This is a genomic window from Bacillus sp. 166amftsu (genome assembly GCF_900107445.1).
Classification (GTDB): domain Bacteria; phylum Bacillota; class Bacilli; order Bacillales; family Bacillaceae_G; genus Bacillus_A; species Bacillus_A arachidis.
On sequence record NZ_FNQA01000006.1, the window covers coordinates 111,111 to 128,757 of the forward strand.

At 38.3% G+C, this 17,647-nt stretch carries 12 protein-coding genes; 8 read left to right on the top strand and 4 right to left on the bottom strand.

Translation table 11 applies throughout. From position 1 onward, the window contains the following. Positions 1-286: 286 nt before the first annotated feature. On the top strand, positions 287-1,672 hold the full coding sequence (locus BLV40_RS16520; RefSeq protein ID WP_090691880.1) for an FAD-binding oxidoreductase: 1,386 nt from the start codon (positions 287-289) through the stop codon (positions 1,670-1,672). 159 nt (positions 1,673-1,831) lie between these two features. Here BLV40_RS16520 and BLV40_RS16525 read toward each other — a convergent pair whose 3' ends face one another. The 4 genes from BLV40_RS16525 to BLV40_RS16540 all read right to left on the bottom strand — a co-directional run bounded on the left by BLV40_RS16525 (position 1,832) and on the right by BLV40_RS16540 (position 7,959). Beyond that, positions 1,832-3,307, bottom strand: coding sequence for a protein adenylyltransferase SelO (locus BLV40_RS16525; RefSeq protein WP_090691882.1), 1,476 nt, complete (start codon positions 3,305-3,307; stop codon positions 1,832-1,834). Between the two features lie 446 nt (positions 3,308-3,753). Beyond that, a complete protein-coding gene (locus BLV40_RS16530) occupies positions 3,754-3,960 on the bottom strand; it encodes a hypothetical protein (protein ID WP_026591565.1) in 207 nt (68 codons plus the stop codon). 671 nt (positions 3,961-4,631) lie between these two features. Next, positions 4,632-6,419 carry an oligoendopeptidase F gene (gene pepF / locus BLV40_RS16535; protein WP_090691888.1) on the bottom strand — a complete coding sequence of 596 codons (1,788 nt, stop codon included), beginning with the start codon at positions 6,417-6,419 and terminating at the stop codon, positions 4,632-4,634. A gap of 307 nt (positions 6,420-6,726) precedes the next feature. Further along, positions 6,727-7,959, bottom strand: coding sequence for a MerR family transcriptional regulator (locus BLV40_RS16540; RefSeq protein WP_090691891.1), 1,233 nt, complete (start codon positions 7,957-7,959; stop codon positions 6,727-6,729). A 186-nt stretch (positions 7,960-8,145) separates the two neighbouring features. Here BLV40_RS16540 and BLV40_RS16545 point away from each other — a divergent pair, with 186 nt between their 5' ends. The 7 genes from BLV40_RS16545 to BLV40_RS16575 all read left to right on the top strand — a co-directional run bounded on the left by BLV40_RS16545 (position 8,146) and on the right by BLV40_RS16575 (position 17,530). Then, positions 8,146-9,432: an NAD(P)/FAD-dependent oxidoreductase gene (locus BLV40_RS16545; RefSeq protein WP_026591562.1), complete on the top strand. Its 1,287-nt coding sequence runs from the start codon at positions 8,146-8,148 to the stop codon at positions 9,430-9,432. 13 nt (positions 9,433-9,445) lie between these two features. Next, positions 9,446-10,918: an aldehyde dehydrogenase family protein gene (locus tag BLV40_RS16550; RefSeq protein ID WP_090691894.1), complete on the top strand. Its 1,473-nt coding sequence runs from the start codon at positions 9,446-9,448 to the stop codon at positions 10,916-10,918. A gap of 45 nt (positions 10,919-10,963) precedes the next feature. After that, positions 10,964-12,382, top strand: coding sequence for an MATE family efflux transporter (locus BLV40_RS16555; protein ID WP_090691897.1), 1,419 nt, complete (start codon positions 10,964-10,966; stop codon positions 12,380-12,382). 45 nt (positions 12,383-12,427) lie between these two features. Then, entirely contained in the window at positions 12,428-12,709 is a 282-nt protein-coding gene (locus BLV40_RS16560) for a cupin domain-containing protein (protein ID WP_026591559.1), read from the top strand. A gap of 247 nt (positions 12,710-12,956) precedes the next feature. Continuing rightward, on the top strand, positions 12,957-14,417 hold the full coding sequence (locus tag BLV40_RS16565; RefSeq protein WP_090691899.1) for a CoA-acylating methylmalonate-semialdehyde dehydrogenase: 1,461 nt from the start codon (positions 12,957-12,959) through the stop codon (positions 14,415-14,417). Between the two features lie 30 nt (positions 14,418-14,447). After that, positions 14,448-15,803, top strand: a complete 1,356-nt coding sequence (locus BLV40_RS16570) for an aspartate aminotransferase family protein (RefSeq protein WP_170833670.1) — start codon at positions 14,448-14,450, stop codon at positions 15,801-15,803. 107 nt (positions 15,804-15,910) lie between these two features. Next, positions 15,911-17,530, top strand: coding sequence for an amidohydrolase (locus tag BLV40_RS16575; RefSeq protein ID WP_026591556.1), 1,620 nt, complete (start codon positions 15,911-15,913; stop codon positions 17,528-17,530). The last annotated feature ends 117 nt before the right edge of the window (positions 17,531-17,647 follow it).

The following is a 17,647-nucleotide window of genomic DNA, read 5'->3' on the forward strand; positions in this document are numbered from 1 at the left end:
GTCTAATTCCCCCATAAATGATATTTATCCTGTATGTCTATTGTTAAATTCAGGTTAATTTGAATATAAACAAAATTTCTTGATGTTACAAACATTAACTCTGGATAATTTTAGTAATCTCCTAACAAGAAAAGAGAAATTTCGAAATTTAAATTGTTTCCGAATTAAGACTTGAATTATTTGATTTTTCAGATTAACATGTATGGAATAGTTCATCAGATGAATCATTATAAAACGATCTTAAATTGTATATCAAATCTGTAACAAAATGATGGGAGAGAATAAAATGAAAGCTGAAACTGCAAATTTGATAATTGCCTTAAAAGAGGTACTTCCTGAAACGCAAGTAGTAGTAAATGAAACGGTGAGAGAATTGCACAGTAAAGATGAATCTTATCATGCTAGTAGTTTACCAGATGTTGTCGTATTTCCAACAACGACAAAAGAGGTTAGTGAAATAATAAAACTAGCGAACAAGTACCAAGCACCCGTTGTACCATTTGGAGTAGGATCAAGTTTGGAAGGGCATGTGATTCCATATGAAAACGGGATTACAATAGATTTCTCACTTATGAATCAAGTGCTAGAGGTAAGAGAAAATGATTTTCTCGTTAAAGTTCAACCGGGTGTGACTCGTTCGCAGCTCAATAAAGAGTTGAAAAAGCATGGGTTGTTTTTTAGTGTAGACCCAGGAGCCGATGCTACGCTAGGAGGAATGGCTGCTACAAATGCAAGTGGAACGACTTCAGTAAAGTATGGTGTGATGCGTGATCAAGTTCGTGATTTAGAAGTGGTACTGGCAGATGGGACAATTATACACACAGGGACTCTAGCGGCAAAGTCATCATCTGGCTATCATTTAAATGGTATTTTCGTTGGATCAGAAGGAACACTTGGTTGTTTTACGGAATTGACATTAAAAGTGTATGGAATACCTGAGCATACGATGGCAGCAAGAGCATCTTTCCCGGCAGTAAATGATGCTGTAGAAGCTGTGATTGATATTTTACAAGCTGGCATTCCGATCGCACGGATTGAACTTGTTGATGAACTTTCAATGAAACAAGTTAATCTTTATAGTGAAACAAATTATAGAGAAGAACCAACTTTATTTTTAGAGTTTCATGGGAATGAAGCAGGATTAAAACAGGATGTTGAATTTACAAAAGAAATTGTGAAAGATCATAAATGTAATGCTATTTCATTTGAAACAGAAACGGCAGCAAGAAATAAATTATGGGAAGCAAGGCACAACTTAGCGTATGCATATGTTCATAGCCATCCAGGGGAAAAACTGATGAGTATGGACGTTTGTGTGCCAATTTCAGAGTTAGCAAATGCAATACAGTATGCTAAAGAGACTTTAGATGCAATGGGAATTGTTGGGGGGATACTTGGACATGTCGGAGATGGGAATTTTCATGTTCTATTAATGGTGAATCCTAATGATATAGAAGAAGTGCATAAAACAGAAGCGGCAAATGAAAAAATTGTAATGTATGCTCTTGAACGCGGTGGAACATGTACAGGTGAACATGGGGTAGGAATTGGTAAACGAAAATATCAAGAAAAAGAGCATGGGGCAGCACTTCTTGTGATGAAAAATATAAAACAAGCTCTTGATCCGAAAAACATTCTGAATCCGAATAAGATCTTTAAAATGAAAGAATAGGGAATGGTTCTACTAATAACTAGTGGGGAATGAAAAAACAACTGATTAAAGCTTCACTTTATACGAATCATGTGAAAGAAATGCTCCCCCTTCAAGTGAAGGAGGAGCATTATGTTATATAAACAGTAAATCATGAAAAGGTGTTGACTGCATGTTTTCTCACGTACCACAAAAAGTTCGATAAGGACGGGATGAAGGCGCAGGCAATGTAGCGTATTCACATTGTTCAGGTGAATGTGCGTAAGGGGTTGAAAGAACCGCGAGCAGTCGTTCCATCACACTATAATCCCCTTGTTTTACTGCGGCCTCTAGCGCCTCTTCTACACGATGATTTCGTGGAATTACCGCAGGATTATTGTCTCGCATCAACTGATGTGAAGAAGATTTTGATTCCTGCTGTCTGCCTAGTCTTGCTTGCCATTTTTTCTTCCACTGAGTAAACTCTGTGCTGTTAAACAAATCGGTATCTTCATTTGTATCAAAAGTTAAAACAAGGAAGGTATTCGTATAATCTGCGCGATATTTCTCCATCATCTTAAGGAGTTCATCAATAAGGACTTTATCTTCTGTTTCTTCATTACATATACCTATTTTCGCTCTCATTCCAGTTAGCCAATGTTGTTCATATAGAGTACCAAATTTTGAAAGGCTATCTTGAGCTATTTGGGCCGCTTGTTCCAAATCTGTATGTAGGAGTGGTAATAAAGATTCCGCAAATCGGGCAAGATTCCAAACACCTATATAAGGCTGGTTACCATAGGCATATCGGCCTTGTGTATCAATGGAACTAAATACGGTTGCTGGATCATATTCGTCCATAAAGGCACAAGGACCGTAATCGATGGTTTCTCCACTAATGGTCATATTGTCGGTATTCATCACCCCGTGGATAAAACCAACGAGTTGCCATTTTGCAATTAGGCTGGCTTGTTGCTTCAGCACTTCTTCAAGTAGCGCTAAATATGGATTTTCCTGCGATTGAATAGCTGGAAAGTGACGCTTAATTGTATAATCAGCTAAAGTTTTAAGTTCCTCAACTGAGCAGCTAGCTGCTGCGTATTGAAACGTGCCGACGCGTATATGACTGCTAGCTACACGTGTCAAAATTGCACCTGGCAAGGCAGTTTCGCGAATGATTAACTCACCTGTTGAAACTACAGCCAAACTACGGGTAGTAGGAATACCAAACGCATGCATTGCCTCACTTATGATATATTCACGCAGCATGGGTCCAAGTGCCGCGCGGCCATCCCCTCGGCGGGAGTATGGTGTTCGACCAGAACCTTTTAGCTGAATATCAAACCTCTTACCTGAAGGAGAAATATGCTCGCTAATTAGTAGAGCACGTCCGTCCCCCAGCATATTAAAGTGTCCAAATTGATGCCCAGCGTATGCTTGAGCAAGGGGAGAAGCACCTCCGGGAACTTTGTTGCCGGCAAGCATTGCTAAGCCTTCTTCGTTTTTAAGTTCCTCTATGCTTAACCCTAAAGATGTTGCCAAAGAATCATTTAGAATGACTAACTTTGGTGAACGTACGGGTGTTGGAGAGAGATTGGCGAAAAATGGCTCTGGTAGACGAGCATAACTGTTGTCAAAATTCCATCCAGCTTCTTTTAGTTCTTTTTTCTTTTCCATTGTATCTCCTTTTGTTGTTTTATTTTTAAAACTAGTTTTTTACAAACCTTTCTTGGATTCATCTATAATTATGTGCATTTCCTCTGTAATCAATGAATAAAAAACGTATCAATCATTGGTTTTATTAAGTCGTTCTGATATCTATAGTAGCACTTTTATGAGTGGAACTAAAACGTATTTCATCATTTAAAATTGTATAAAGTTTTTTTCGGATATTCATTTATGTAGTTCATGGTGAAATGTAAGTGCCTCTAGTTGAGGAATAAGAAAAAACAAGGTAATAGAAAAGAACTGTGTCCGATAAAATTTAAGAAAGAATGAAGAGTTTAAAAAAATGTTATAAATAAAAATCCATATAAGGTTAACATAGCGCAATTAGTAGCAAATATAAAAAGCCTAACCTTTCTTACAAAGGATAAGCTTTTTATATGATTTCTTACCAAAAACTAAAAACGAGGAACTATTTTATCAATGTTTGCAATCACAATGAAAACAAATGAAACAACATCTACGACGATGTTCTCTCTTACATCTACAAGAACCACTATCACTATGACGTTTACACTTACAAGAATCACTGTCGTGTTTATCTTTCCACGAATCGCTACGGTGCTCACATTTACAAGAATCATTACGACGCTTCGAACAGTCACTACTCCAACTCATTTTTATACCTCCCTTCGAATAAGAGATATATTATTTTATGTTTTAATAGAAAAAGTGCTTGTTTATTAACCTATATTAACTTTTTTGTACCTCTCGTATATGTTGCATCAGCACTTGATCTCGTTCTTCTAATCTTTGCAAAATACGTTGCTTACTACTTAAAACTCCTGCTTGATTGCCTCTAACAATTCTTTTTTCAATTGTACTTTTTCTATGTTCAAATTTATATCTATGAGTGAAGGGTGTTCTGTGGGGTGAGTGGGACATGCTTTTGCTTGCTCAGCACTTGTTTAATTGCAGTTTCTAGCTTTTGGCTCTGACTTTGTAGGTGTTTAATTTTTTCTAATAAGAGTACGTCTCGTTCAAGGAATACAGTAGCCTTTTTAATAGATAGTGAAGAAGACTCATTACATTAGGAAACTGAGGGGGGTGATTCATTTATCGAGGGAGGACTTGTATCACTTGCTTTATGGTGCATTAGTTAAATAAAATACATTTAATAAATTTCAATTGGGATAAACAAATTTTGAACATTCTTTTCTTGAATGTCCAAAATGGAATGAGTGATGTATGTAATCAGGAATTTTGAAAGGAGGCAAAAGATTTATTAGAAGGAAAATAAATTTGAAAAAGCCTCTAGCATAAGAGGCTCTTTTTGTTAAAATGACGAAAATTCTTCAACTAGTTTACTAAAACGATCTAATGCACTTTCAATAGGTTTTGATGTTGTTAAATCGACACCGGCTTTCTTTAAAAGGTTCAGTGGATAATCTGAACTTCCGCCTTTTAAGAAATCGATATAATTTTTCTGAGCGGTAGGATCACCGATTAAAAGTTGCTCTGCGATTTGAATTGCGGAAGCAAATCCGGTAGCGTATTTATAAACGTAAAATGGTCGGTAAAAATGAGGGATTCTAGACCATCCATATTTTACTTCTTCATCGAATACGAGAGTGTCCCCATTGTATTCTCTAAATAATTTCTCATAAACATCATTGAATGCTTGAGCATTTAGTGGCTTACCTTGTTCTGCCATTTCGTGCGTAATCTTTTCAAATTCAGCAAACATAACTTGTGTAAAGAAAGTTCCTTTAAACTGGTCGATAAAGTGATTGATTAAATGTTTGCGTACGTCTATATCTTTTGCTTCTTTTAATAAATGGTGAATGAGCAGTACTTCATTTACTGTTGAAGCTACTTCGGCTACAAAAATTGAATAGTGAGCGGAAATTCTCGGCTGGAAACTATGTGAATAATATGTATGCATACCATGTCCACATTCATGAGTAAGCGTAAAGAGACTATTTAAGTCATCATTATGATTTAAAAGGATAAACGGATGAACACCATATACGCCAAAATTATAGGCACCAGAACGTTTACCAGGTAATTCTCTTACATCTATGTAGCGTTTGTCTTTAAAACCTCGGAGTGTTTGAAGATATTCTTCACCGAGTGGAGAAAGGGAAGTAAGCATCATTTCAAATGCTTCATCATATGGAATATCTTGTTTTACGCCTTTTACTAAATCAACATTTAAGTCATACTGTCTTAATTCATCTAGCTGCAATTTTTCTTTTCGTAAATGATTATACGTATGAAGAGATTTAATATTTCTTTTAGTCGTATCAATTAAAGTATCATATACTTCCTTTGGAACCATATCACCAAATAAAGATTTTTCTAAAGCAGAAGGATAGTTTCTAATTTTTGAAATGGTAACATTGTTTTTTATAGCTACTGCTAAAGTAGAAGCTATAGAGTTTTTTAGTTGAACGTAGGGTTGATAGTAGGCTTTATAAGCTTCCTTCCTCGTATCTCTATGTTCATCTTTTATTAACTTTGAGTACATCCCGCGAGTTAAGTTCACTTTATCCCCATTTTCAGTTGTAACTTCTCCAAATGTAATGTCTGCGTTATTTATCATTCCATATGTATGTTGAGGAGCAGAGAGGGCTTCACCCATTTGGGATAAAATCTCTTCTTTATCTTTATTTAAGACATGGTTTTTATAGCGATATAATTCAAATAAATCCTCTTTATAATAATGTAAGCCTTCATTTTCTTCTATATAAGAATGTAATGTTTTCTCATCGATACTAAGTAAGAACGGTGAAAAGAAGGAACGAGTGGCGCTTATTTTAACATGTAATTGTGATGCTTTGTCTACAAGAGACTGAGCTTCCATATCGCGTGTATCAAGGTCAGCTTGAAGCCTTGCATATGCATAAACGAGACTGAACAAACTTGATACTTCTTCACTTTTTGTAAGATAAGTAAGTAAACTTTGGCCATCATGGATATTTCCATTGAATTCTTTTAAGTTCTCTGTTAAAATTTCGATTTTTTCATAGTCGTTTTTCCAGTCTTCAATTGTTTTATAAATGGCTGTTAAATCCCATTTTTCCTGATTAGGTACATCTATTCTATTCTTAAATTCTGTCATAATCATGTCCTCTCTAAATATGTAGTTTGTATATTCTCTATATAACTATGAAATACAACAAATTGCAAAAAATCCCTGCTGCACGATGAAAAGTCTTGTCGGAAACGACAAACTGAGGGGAGGAAAGTGTCTTTTTAATTTCACTTGCCTATAATTTGCTTAAGAATAACAAATAGATCAAATCGAAAATGGTAGCACGGGTGCTTATGCCTGCGCTACCATTTTTTAGATTAATCATGATTTTAGCTACAAGGGGGCTGTCTCATCCGTGAACTAGCCTGCTTTTCGGACAGTCTCTTTTTGTGCGCTATTTTTTTGTACTAGCCAAATACATTAGCATGTGGAATTTTTCGCCTATTACATGATAATCAAAATAGGGTCCTGGATCTGTACAGTAACCGATATTTTCACTTTGGGTGATTTGAAACTCGTTGACAGATAAATTTTCTTCTAAGTATTTTGGATATAAAATATGCTCGTTAGAATTTGGATATAAGGCTGAAATATTTTTTAAGGATTTGGCTGAGCTATCATAATAGGAATACCCGCCAACAATTGTTGAACTGCTATGGAAATAGTTTTTTAGAACGTGAATTGGGAACTGCGGATTGAGCAGTGAAAAATCAGTTGCTGTAAAACTATCCACAAAAATATCGATGCTAAGCGGTTTCAATGGCAAATTTAAATCAGAATTCAAAATATAAAGGACGTTTGGCTTCGGATTCATACGCTCAATTCTTTTTCTAACCTTCTTGAGCATCGCAAGTGAATAGCCACTGAATACATAGGATGCGCTCGTTTCAAGACCATCGATATATTTGGGTAGTGACACAAAAGCGTCAACGTTCGTTTCCACGATTAATTTGTTTTTCAAATCTAAATTTTGTAGAACTTTTTGGAACCAAAAATTACTTTTTTCAAATAAGTTAATCATTTTGGGATTGATCTCTTTAATCGTTTCTTTATCGTAAAAATAAGATGGATAAGGAGACGTCTCGTACAAGTTTGAGGTAATGATAATACCTTCCTCGATAGCTGCCTCGTATCCACAAGTACAAGTTAAACTTCCTGTTTGAATGTAGACTTTTTTAATCGTTACATCTTTCATTTCAAGTGGAATGTGACACTTCGGACAATAGAGCAGATTTACAAAGGAAAGCGGGATCCCTGTAAGATTCTCTTCTTTGGATGAAGATGAGCTAGTTTGAACCGCTTTTTCAATCAATTGGATAGCTTTTGATATGTCTTCTTTTTTCTTAATCAGCTGGCTCTTTTTATCAATGAGCAAGTTGTTGTAGTAGTCGATATCCTCATGGTCCGAGAAGTCTGTGACACGCTGATACGATAAAATTTGTTGAATTTCTAGCAGTGAAAAATGAAATTTTTTCAACTCAGTAATAAAAGCCATGTCGTCGAGACACAATTGGTTCATTTGATACTGAGTGTTTTTTTTGTCTGGTATTAATAATCCAAGTTCAATGTAATAACGAACGGTATCAGTTGTAACGTGAAATAGATTTGCAAATGTACCAATTTTCATAGATGTCCCCCCAATGAAAAAAGTGGAGTTACTCCACTTTTTTCGCAAAAATGAATTCAAAAAGCTCTCAAATTACTATTGACCTGGAGGAAACTCCACGTCATATGATAGATTCACGAAATGTGAATATTGCGAATAATTTGACTGTATTGTAACATACATGTCACCAAAGGAGAAGAATTAGCTATGGATAAGATGGATCGAATGGATACTCTCTCACTGTGGACAGCGACTGCAACCAGTTATGAAAAAGGAAAAATTCTTGAGGGAAATGAAGAGGCAGATGTTGTCATTATTGGCGCAGGTTTCACAGGTCTTTCTTCTGCATATCATTTGCAAAAATTAGGGAAGAGTGTCGTTGTCCTTGAGCAAGAAACAATCGGATATGGCGCAAGCGGTCGTAACGGCGGGATGGTATTGCCAGGCTATAAGCCAACGATGCAGGAGCTTGCCAAAAAGTATGGTGCCGAGGAAGCCAGACAGCTTAACGATCTCTCCCTGTTTAGTGTTGAATTGGTTAAAAGTATCATCAACGAGCATCAAATCAACTGTAACTTTAGAAAAACAGGTCACATTGTGGCGGCTTACAAAGCCAAGCATTTTGAAGGATTGAAACATGAAAGCGAATACTTAAACAAAACTTTCGGGTACGAATCAAGCGTGCTTGATCGAAATCAGTTGCATCAAGAGATTGATTCCCCACATTATTATGGCTGCTTAGTCGACGACTCGAGTTACTCGTTCCAGCCACTGAACTATGCAATTGGTTTGGGAGAAGCAGCTAAATCGATTGGTGCAAGAATCTTTGAACATTCGAAAGCACTATCTATTGAGTACGGTCAAAACAGTGTGAAAGTTGTAACAGAAAAAGGTGTTGTTACTGCGAAAGACATTATTGTGGCTACAGATGGTTACTCTGGAAAAATCATGAGTGAACTGAACAAAGGCGTACTGCCAATTTCGGCACGTATTATTGCTACTGAACAGCTTCCAGAATCACTGGTGAGTACCGTCATTCCTAAAGATCGCATGGTTTTTGATACAAGCAGTTTCCTTTACTATTTCCGACGTACACCAGATAATCGGATCGTATTTGGCGGTGGCGATGTTCGTCCAAACTTAGGCGATGCTGTTTACCAAAATGTTTACGATGCCATGGTTAAAATCATGCCAAAACTAGCAGGAAGCAAGATTGATTACCGTTGGGGTGGATTTATCGGGGTTACAATTGATACTTTCCCGGTTATCGGCAGATCTAAAGAAGGCGCATATTTCGCAACGGGTTATACGGGCCACGGCGCTTCTCTCTCGACATTGTTTGGTAAGTTATTGGCACAATGGATTGTTACGGGGAGTGCAGGTGGATATCGATTTGAAAAGGAACGCCTCAAATCATTCCCGTTCTATAATCAGAAAACTATGCTGGTAAATCTAGCACATATTGGTTTCAAACTTTTAGATATTATTGCGTAAAGGAGAGCTATTTATGAAAATTAATATGTTCATTGACGGGAAATGGGTAGAAGCGTTATCCGGCGCTAGACGAAACATTATCAATCCGGCAAACGGAGAGGTCATCGCATCGTCTGCTTATGGATCAGCAGACGATGCGAAGATAGCAATCAAGGCGGCTCGCAAAGCGTTTGACAGCGGAATCTGGTCGGATTTATCGGCTGATGAAAGAGCTGACTACCTCTATAAGATTGCAGACCGTCTTGAAGAGAAGGCAGCTGAAATTGCAAGTTTGGAAACTGCAAATAACGGTAAGGTGATTCGTGCAACCACTTATGTGGATATTCCGGTATCGATTCAATGCTTCCGCTATTATGCTGACTTGATCAAGGGCATGAAAAAGGAATCTTACACGCGTGCTGATTCTTCAGACACAATTATTATTCATGAACCGATTGGTGTTTGTGGACTTATTGTACCTTGGAATTTCCCGCTTATGTTAGCTGTTTGGCAAATTGCTCCTGCACTTGCCGCAGGGAATACAATTATACTTAAGCCTGCTGAAGTCACTCCTGTAAGCGTATTCAAACTTTTTGAGATTATCGAAGAGATTGGACTTCCAGACGGAGTGGCTAACTTGGTATTGGGACCTGGATCAAAGGTTGGGAATGAGCTTGCCGAGAGTCATAATGTTGACAAGATCGCCTTTACTGGTGGAACAAAAACAGGTCAAAGCATTATGCGCGCAGCTGCGGGCAATATGAAAAAAATCACACTTGAACTGGGTGGTAAATCTCCACTTATTGTGTTCGATGATGTGGATTTTGAAACTGCAGTCGAGAATGCGATGTTTGGTATTTTCCACAATGCTGGGCAAGTTTGTTCAGCTGCATCTCGTTTGCTTGTACAAGAGACCATTTACGATAAGTTTGTTGAAAGATTGGCCGAGCGTGCGAGCAAAATTGTAGTTGGCAACGGGGAAAGCGAGAACATTGAAATGGGAGCCATCACAAACGAGTCTCATATGAATGAAGTTTTACATTACATTAAGAGCGGAATTGAAGAAGGTGCAAAATTAGTTTGTGGCGGTAAGCGCTTAACAGAAAATGGGCTTGATCAAGGATTTTTTATTGCGCCAACGATCTTTGCTGATGTAAATGCGAATATGCGTATTGTTAAGGAAGAGATTTTTGGTCCAGTCCTTGTTGTAGAGAAATTTAAAGATGAGGAAGATGCCATCCAAAAAGCAAATGATTCCATTTATGGATTAGCCGGTGCTGTATTTACTGAAGATATGGATCGAGCAAAACGAGTCATTAGTAAATTGCGTGCGGGAATTACTTGGATTAATAGTTATCATTTCGCCTATGTTGAAGGTCCTTGGGGAGGATATAAGCAAAGTGGAATCGGAAGAGCGTTAGGTACTGTTGGGCTAGAGCACTTTATGGAAACGAAGCAAATCAATATTCATCAGAATGCGAAGCCTGTAGGTTGGTATGCGAATTAATTGAGCTTAACTTGCTATATAAATTATTTATAAGGGGACATGCTCATGAAAATAGTAGACAACCGTCCATCATCGACGATAGAGCAACTAGAAGTAATGAATAAGCCGGCGAATGATTCAGTGCTGGGAACCAAAAGTATTCCGTTACTATATTTACGGTTTGCTTTGGCTGGAATTATGGCTAACGTGATTCTAGGAGTTGTAGCGGTTGTCGATGGCTATTTCGTCAGTGACTTTCAGGAGCTGGAAGTCGAAGGGATCGGAATTGGATTTACGGTCATGGTTATTACCCGTATGCTTGGCGTTCTTTTGGGTATAGGAGCCGGAGCGGTCATTTCACTTCGACTTGGAAAAGGGGAAATTGAAGAAGGTAGGAGTATTATGGGGCAAACTTTATGGTTTACTCTTTTCTTCTCAACATTACTAGCCATACTTGGATTGGTCTTTGAAAATCAAATCATGACTTTATTCGGAGCAAGTCAGCAGGCACTTCCATATGCGGTGAAATACAGCCGATTATTGTGGATTTCATTGCCAATAACGATATTGGCGGTTGTACTAAGTATTTTTACAAATATTGATGAAAAACCTGTATTATCAATGAACAGTTGGTTAATTGCAGCAGTTGTTGCGGGAATTACAGAATGGATTCTGGTAGTGAAATATGATATGGGAATGATGGGATCTTCGTGGGCGAATACAATTTCACAATCGATCCCTGTTTTACTTATCTTTTATTTTTGGTTTGGGAAAACAAAGCTTAAGCCAAAAATAAAAGATATGAGGATTAAGCTTAAGGTAATTGGTGAGGTGGCTTGGACAGGATTTGCATCTTTCTCAAGTCAGTTCATGATGTTTATTGCAATTATCTTCTTCAACAACTTACTGCAAAGCTACGGTGGTGGGCTGCACGTTGCTGCTTTCACGATTCAAAATGGTTACATTACAAATCTGCTCGCCTTAGCAGCGCTCGGTGGGATGACAGGACTGCAACCGATCATTAGTTATAATTACGGTGCGGGCAACCTTGAGCGTGTGAAACAAGCAATTAAGATGGGAATCATTTTTACGGTTGCTTTCTTTGTGATTGTGACAGCCATCCTAATCATTTTTGCAGATCCAATTGTTTCATTTTTTTCCGGTGGTAATCCTGAATTGCAGAAACTGGGCATTTGGACGACAGTTGTATTCAATTCTTTGTTTGTGTTTAATGCAGTTAGCTTGCTTGTATCTGGTTATTTCGAATCCCAAGAGAGAAACTGGACTGCAACGTTTATAAATGTTAGCAAAATGTTGTTTTTCTCATTTCCATTCATGTTTATTTTCCCGAAGTTCTGGGGTGTAGAAGGTATATGGTACGCAGGTCCTGCTGCAGAAATTCCAGGCGTTCTCATTGCCATATATTTTATAAGAAAAGAGTTCAAACGTTTAAAAGATACGGATGTTAAGAACGTACGTTTATAGAATCTATTCCTTCAAAAATACCAATAAGAAAGAGAGAGGATCATCATGTTTTTTGCGAAAAAACTTACAGCAGAAGAAGCACAAAAATTAGGTGTTGACACGTGGGAACCATGGGTAGGCGAACCGAATAAAGGACCGTGGCATGTAGAAGAGCAGGAAGTTTTCTATGTGACAGATGGTGAAGTGTTCATTACTGTTGAGGGGGAAAGATATCATATTACAAAGGATTGGATCGTTTCCTTGGCTAAAGACCTTGTTTGTGAATGGGATTGTCCAGTGTTTTTGAAAAAGAATTATAAAATGAACCATGAGATCAATCTGAAATAATGTGAAATGAGAAGAGGGCCTAAGCAGATGACTGCCCCTATGTATTTCACGGGTAAGAAATTCAGAATAGTAGAACAAAATATAGATAAAGTCTAACGAACCAAAAAGCCGACATTGTACTCTCAAGTTATGTTGACGAAATGTAGTGGGATTTATGCAAATAATTTTACATACCGCCATATGAATGCGCTTTCTTTTGGGGGGTGCAATACATAGGACGGTTATTTAAAAACTAGGAGGTTTGATGATGGTAGTAACGAAAAATGTACAAGCGTTGAAAAATTATATTGGCGGACAATGGATAGAATCCACAAGTAAACAGATTGAAGATGTACCAAATCCAGCAACAGGAGAGATCATTGCTCGTGTGCCACTTTCGACTAAAGAAGATTTAAATAGAGCTGTAGCAACTGCTAAAGAAGCATTCAAAACATGGAGAAGAGTCGCTGTGCCTCGGCGTGCTCGTATTCTATTTCGCTATCAACAGCTATTGATTGAAAACTGGGAAGAGTTAGCTAAGCTCGTTACCCTGGAAAACGGAAAAAGTTATAAAGAAGCTTACGGTGAAGTGCAGCGGGGGATTGAATGTGTTGAATTTGCCGCAGGTGCACCCACTTTAATGATGGGAGAGCAACTTCCTGATATTGCTACTGGTGTTGAATCGGGGATGTATCGTTACCCAATCGGAGTAATCGCAGGAATAACGCCATTTAACTTTCCGATGATGGTACCATGCTGGATGTTTCCACTCGCGATTGCATGCGGAAACACGTTTGTATTAAAACCATCTGAAAGAACACCGCTATTGGCTAATCGCTTAGCTGAACTGTTTAAAGAAGCAGGTCTTCCAGATGGAGTACTAAATGTTGTGCATGGTGCACATGACGTCGTTAATGGCATTCTTGATAATGAGGATGTGAAGGCTGTATCTTTCGTTGGTTCTCAACCTGTAGCTGAGTATATATATAAAACCGCAGCAGCTAACGGCAAACGTGTACAAGCTCTTGCAGGTGCAAAAAATCATTCGATCGTATTAAAAGATGCGGACCTTAGTTCTGCAGCGAAAGAAATTACAAATGCTGCCTTCGGTTCAGCCGGTGAACGATGCATGGCGGCGGCTGTTGTGGTTGTAGAAGAAGACGTTGCAGATGAGCTCGTTAATAGACTACTTCAAGAGGCTAACGCTATTACTATTGGTAATGGTCTGGAAGAAGATGTTTTCCTTGGTCCTGTTATTCGTGAAGGACATAAAGAGCGGACACTCGGCTACATTCAATCCGGTGTAGAGCAGGGAGCGACACTTATTCGTGACGGACGTGAAGACGATGCAGCAAACGGTCAAGGTTATTTTGTTGGCCCAACGATTTTTGACAATGTGACACAGGAAATGAAAATCTGGCAGGATGAAATCTTCGCACCGGTTCTTTCTATAGTACGAGTAAAAGACTTGATGGGAGCGATTGATGTTGCTAATGCTTCGCCATTCGCAAATGGTGCATGCCTGTACACCGATAGCGCTAAAGCCATTCGTGAATTCCGTGAAGAAATTGATGCAGGTATGCTAGGGGTCAATCTAGGAGTTCCTGCTCCAATGGCATTCTTCCCATTCTCAGGTTATAAAAAATCCTTCTATGGTGATCTCCATGCAAATGGAAAAGATGGCGTAGAATTCTATACTCGCAAGAAAATGCTTACGGCTCGTTATTGAAAGAGTAATGTAAAATCATAAAAAGATAGAATGGAGTTGGTGATTGTGCAAGCGACAGAACAAACACAAAGTTTGAAAAAAGCAGATGAAAAGTACCTTTGGCATGCAATGAGAGGAGCGGCCCCTAATCCAACGAATTTAATTATCACAAAAGCAGAAGGGGCATGGGTGACAGATATTGATGGAAACCGTTATTTAGATGGTATGTCCGGTCTGTGGTGCGTGAATGTTGGGTATGGTCGAAAAGAACTTGCAAGAGCGGCTTATGAACAGCTTGAAGAAATGCCGTACTTCCCTCTGACACAAAGTCATGTTCCTGCTATTAAATTAGCAGAAAAATTGAATGAATGGCTTGGTGACGAATACGTCATTTTCTTTTCTAACAGTGGATCGGAAGCGAATGAAACAGCGTTTAAAATTGCTCGTCAATATCATCAACAAAAAGGCGATCATGGACGCTATAAGTTTATTTCACGCTATCGCGCTTACCACGGTAATTCAATGGGGGCTCTTGCAGCAACAGGTCAAGCCCAACGAAAGTACAAATATGAACCATTGGGGCAAGGGTTTCTGCATGTAGCACCGCCGGATACGTATCGCAATCCAGATGATGTTCATACACTGGCAAGTGCTGATGAAATCGATCGTGTCATGACATGGGAGTTAAGCCAAACAGTAGCCGGGGTGATTATGGAGCCAATTATTACTGGGGGCGGAATTTTAATGCCTCCTGATGGATATATGGCAAAAGTAAAAGAAATTTGCGAGAAGCACGGTGCGTTGCTCATTTGTGATGAAGTTATATGTGGATTTGGCCGGACAGGGAAGCCATTTGGATTTATGAACTATGGCGTCAAACCAGATATCATTACAATGGCAAAAGGTATTACTAGTGCGTATCTTCCTTTGTCAGCAACAGCAGTCAGACGAGAGGTTTATGAGGCATACATAGGCAGTGAAGATTATGATCGCTTCCGCCATGTGAATACGTTTGGAGGCAATCCTGCAGCATGTGCCTTAGCTTTGAAGAATTTAGAAATTATGGAGAATGAGAAACTCATTGAACATTCGCAAGAATTAGGTGAACGACTGCTATATGAACTAGAGGAGATAAAAGAGCATCCAAACGTAGGAGATGTTCGCGGAAAAGGTCTTCTTTTAGGTATTGAACTAGTGGAAGATAAGCAAATGAAAGAACCGGCTGCTATTGAAAAGGTGAACAAAGTCATCAATGCTTGTAAAGAAAAAGGTCTAATTATTGGTAAAAATGGTGACACTGTTGCAGGTTACAATAATATTTTGCAACTTGCTCCGCCATTAACCATCACAGAAGAAGACTTTACTTTTATTGTTAAAACATTAAAAGAATGCCTAGCTCAACTTTAACTAGTTATGAACAAATCTTGTTAAAAAGCAGAATAGCATATCGAGAGAGATAGTTTTAAATACTGAACGAATCACTCTAAAAGAGTAATTCCGAAAGGGCTGAGTGTATGAAAGCTGATGTTGTATTGATAAATGGAGAAGTTATTACAGTAGACCAAAAGAATACAGTAGTCGAAGCTGTAGCAATAAAAGATAATCGTATCGCAGTTGTTGGTTCAAATCAGGAGGTTAAGAGTTTTATAGGAGAAAAAACGGATGTAATTGACTTGCAAGGAAAAACCCTTCTTCCTGGATTCATTGATTCTCATATTCACCTCATTTCTTATGGGGTGAATCAGTTGGCGGTAAGTTGTAAAGCTGAACATATTGATTCTATCGAGGCTTTGTTAAATGACCTGAAAAAGAAAGCTTTAGAAACTCCTAAAGGTGAATGGATACGTGCTTGGGGCTTTAATGAAACTGCTGTGAAGGAAAAGCGTTATCCAACAATCACTGAGCTGGATGAAATTTCAAGTGAACATCCCATTATTGTATCCCGTACTTGCGGCCATATAAGTGTGGTGAACAGTAAAGCATTAGAAATTGCGGAAATTAACGAGAACACACCGGATTCTAATGGGGGAGTTATTGAAAAGAATCAGGCAGGAAAGCTTACAGGAAAGTTAATTGAAGCAGCAAATATGGAGATGAGCGAGGTTGCAAGTTATACAGAAAGTGAACTGATGAAGGCTATGAAAATTGCATCAGATCATTTCGTTGCAGCGGGCATAACAAGTATACATGAGGCAGGTGGATATGGACCTGAGAGTTACCGTTTACTACAACAAGCTGTGAAGAGTAAGAATATTCGTGTCCGAATATATGCAATGATATGTCAGTTAAATAACTCCCATGAATTTGTTAATAAAATGGTCGAAGCTGGCGTGGTAACTGGTACTGGAGATGAGAGATTTAGAGTTGGACCAGCCAAATTGTTTACAGATGGAAGTAGCACCGGACCTACAATTGCAACCCGTGAGTCGTACTCCAGTGACTCTAACAACTATGGTATTCTTTATTATAGTGAGGAAGAAATCTACCGGATTTTAGGTGAAGCACATAAAAAAGGCTATCAAATCACTGTACATGCACAAGGTGATAAAGCCATTGAAATGTATTTAAATTGTGTAGAAAAGGCGTTGGAGGAATCACCAAGAAAAAACCACCGTCATCGGATTGAGCACGCGGGAATTTCTTCACCAGATTTACAAGAAAGAATGAAAAAGCTCGAGGTGGTTCCTATTCCAAATCCTCCATTTCCATATGAATTCGGGGAGATATATGTAGAGCACTATGGTGATCGTGTGAATCACATGTACGCTGTTCGTGATTTTATTGATCATGGCATCATGGCAGCAGGTGGATCGGACGCACCAGTTACTGACTATAATCCTTTATTAGGAATTCATGTTGCTGTCAATAGAAAAAGCCAGTCTGGAATGGAGTTTGGTGCTAATCAATCTATAAGCGTAATGGAAGCTATTAAACTATACACCTGGAATGGTGCTTATGCGAGTTTTGAAGAAGAGATAAAAGGAAGCATAGAGGTTGGAAAGTTGGCGGATTTAATTATATTAAATGACAGCATTTTAAGTGTCAACCCAAACCAAATTAAAGATTTAAAAGTAGAAACAACTATTATTGATGGTGAAATTATCTATCAAGAAGAACAACCAGTAAAAATTTAATATTTCATGGTTTGCATACGAACTTGCTAACATTTATACAAAATAGATATAACTTATCGCTGATATGTCACTTGGTAAATTGATAAAACGAGTAAACATTCCTTCGAAAGCAAGGCT

What these genes read in the sequence shown, in the direction of transcription:
- BLV40_RS16520 (WP_090691880.1), top strand. Translation starts at nt 287, where the DNA reads ATGAAAGCTGAAACTGCAAATTTGATAATTGCCTTAAAAGAGGTACTT.
- BLV40_RS16525 (WP_090691882.1), bottom strand. Translation starts at nt 3,307, where the DNA reads ATGGAAAAGAAAAAAGAACTAAAAGAAGCTGGATGGAATTTTGACAAC.
- pepF (WP_090691888.1), bottom strand. Translation starts at nt 6,419, where the DNA reads ATGACAGAATTTAAGAATAGAATAGATGTACCTAATCAGGAAAAATGG.
- BLV40_RS16540 (WP_090691891.1), bottom strand. Translation starts at nt 7,959, where the DNA reads ATGAAAATTGGTACATTTGCAAATCTATTTCACGTTACAACTGATACC.
- BLV40_RS16545 (WP_026591562.1), top strand. Translation starts at nt 8,146, where the DNA reads ATGGATAAGATGGATCGAATGGATACTCTCTCACTGTGGACAGCGACT.
- BLV40_RS16550 (WP_090691894.1), top strand. Translation starts at nt 9,446, where the DNA reads ATGAAAATTAATATGTTCATTGACGGGAAATGGGTAGAAGCGTTATCC.
- BLV40_RS16555 (WP_090691897.1), top strand. Translation starts at nt 10,964, where the DNA reads ATGAAAATAGTAGACAACCGTCCATCATCGACGATAGAGCAACTAGAA.
- BLV40_RS16560 (WP_026591559.1), top strand. Translation starts at nt 12,428, where the DNA reads ATGTTTTTTGCGAAAAAACTTACAGCAGAAGAAGCACAAAAATTAGGT.
- BLV40_RS16565 (WP_090691899.1), top strand. Translation starts at nt 12,957, where the DNA reads ATGGTAGTAACGAAAAATGTACAAGCGTTGAAAAATTATATTGGCGGA.
- BLV40_RS16570 (WP_170833670.1), top strand. Translation starts at nt 14,448, where the DNA reads ATGGAGTTGGTGATTGTGCAAGCGACAGAACAAACACAAAGTTTGAAA.
- BLV40_RS16575 (WP_026591556.1), top strand. Translation starts at nt 15,911, where the DNA reads ATGAAAGCTGATGTTGTATTGATAAATGGAGAAGTTATTACAGTAGAC.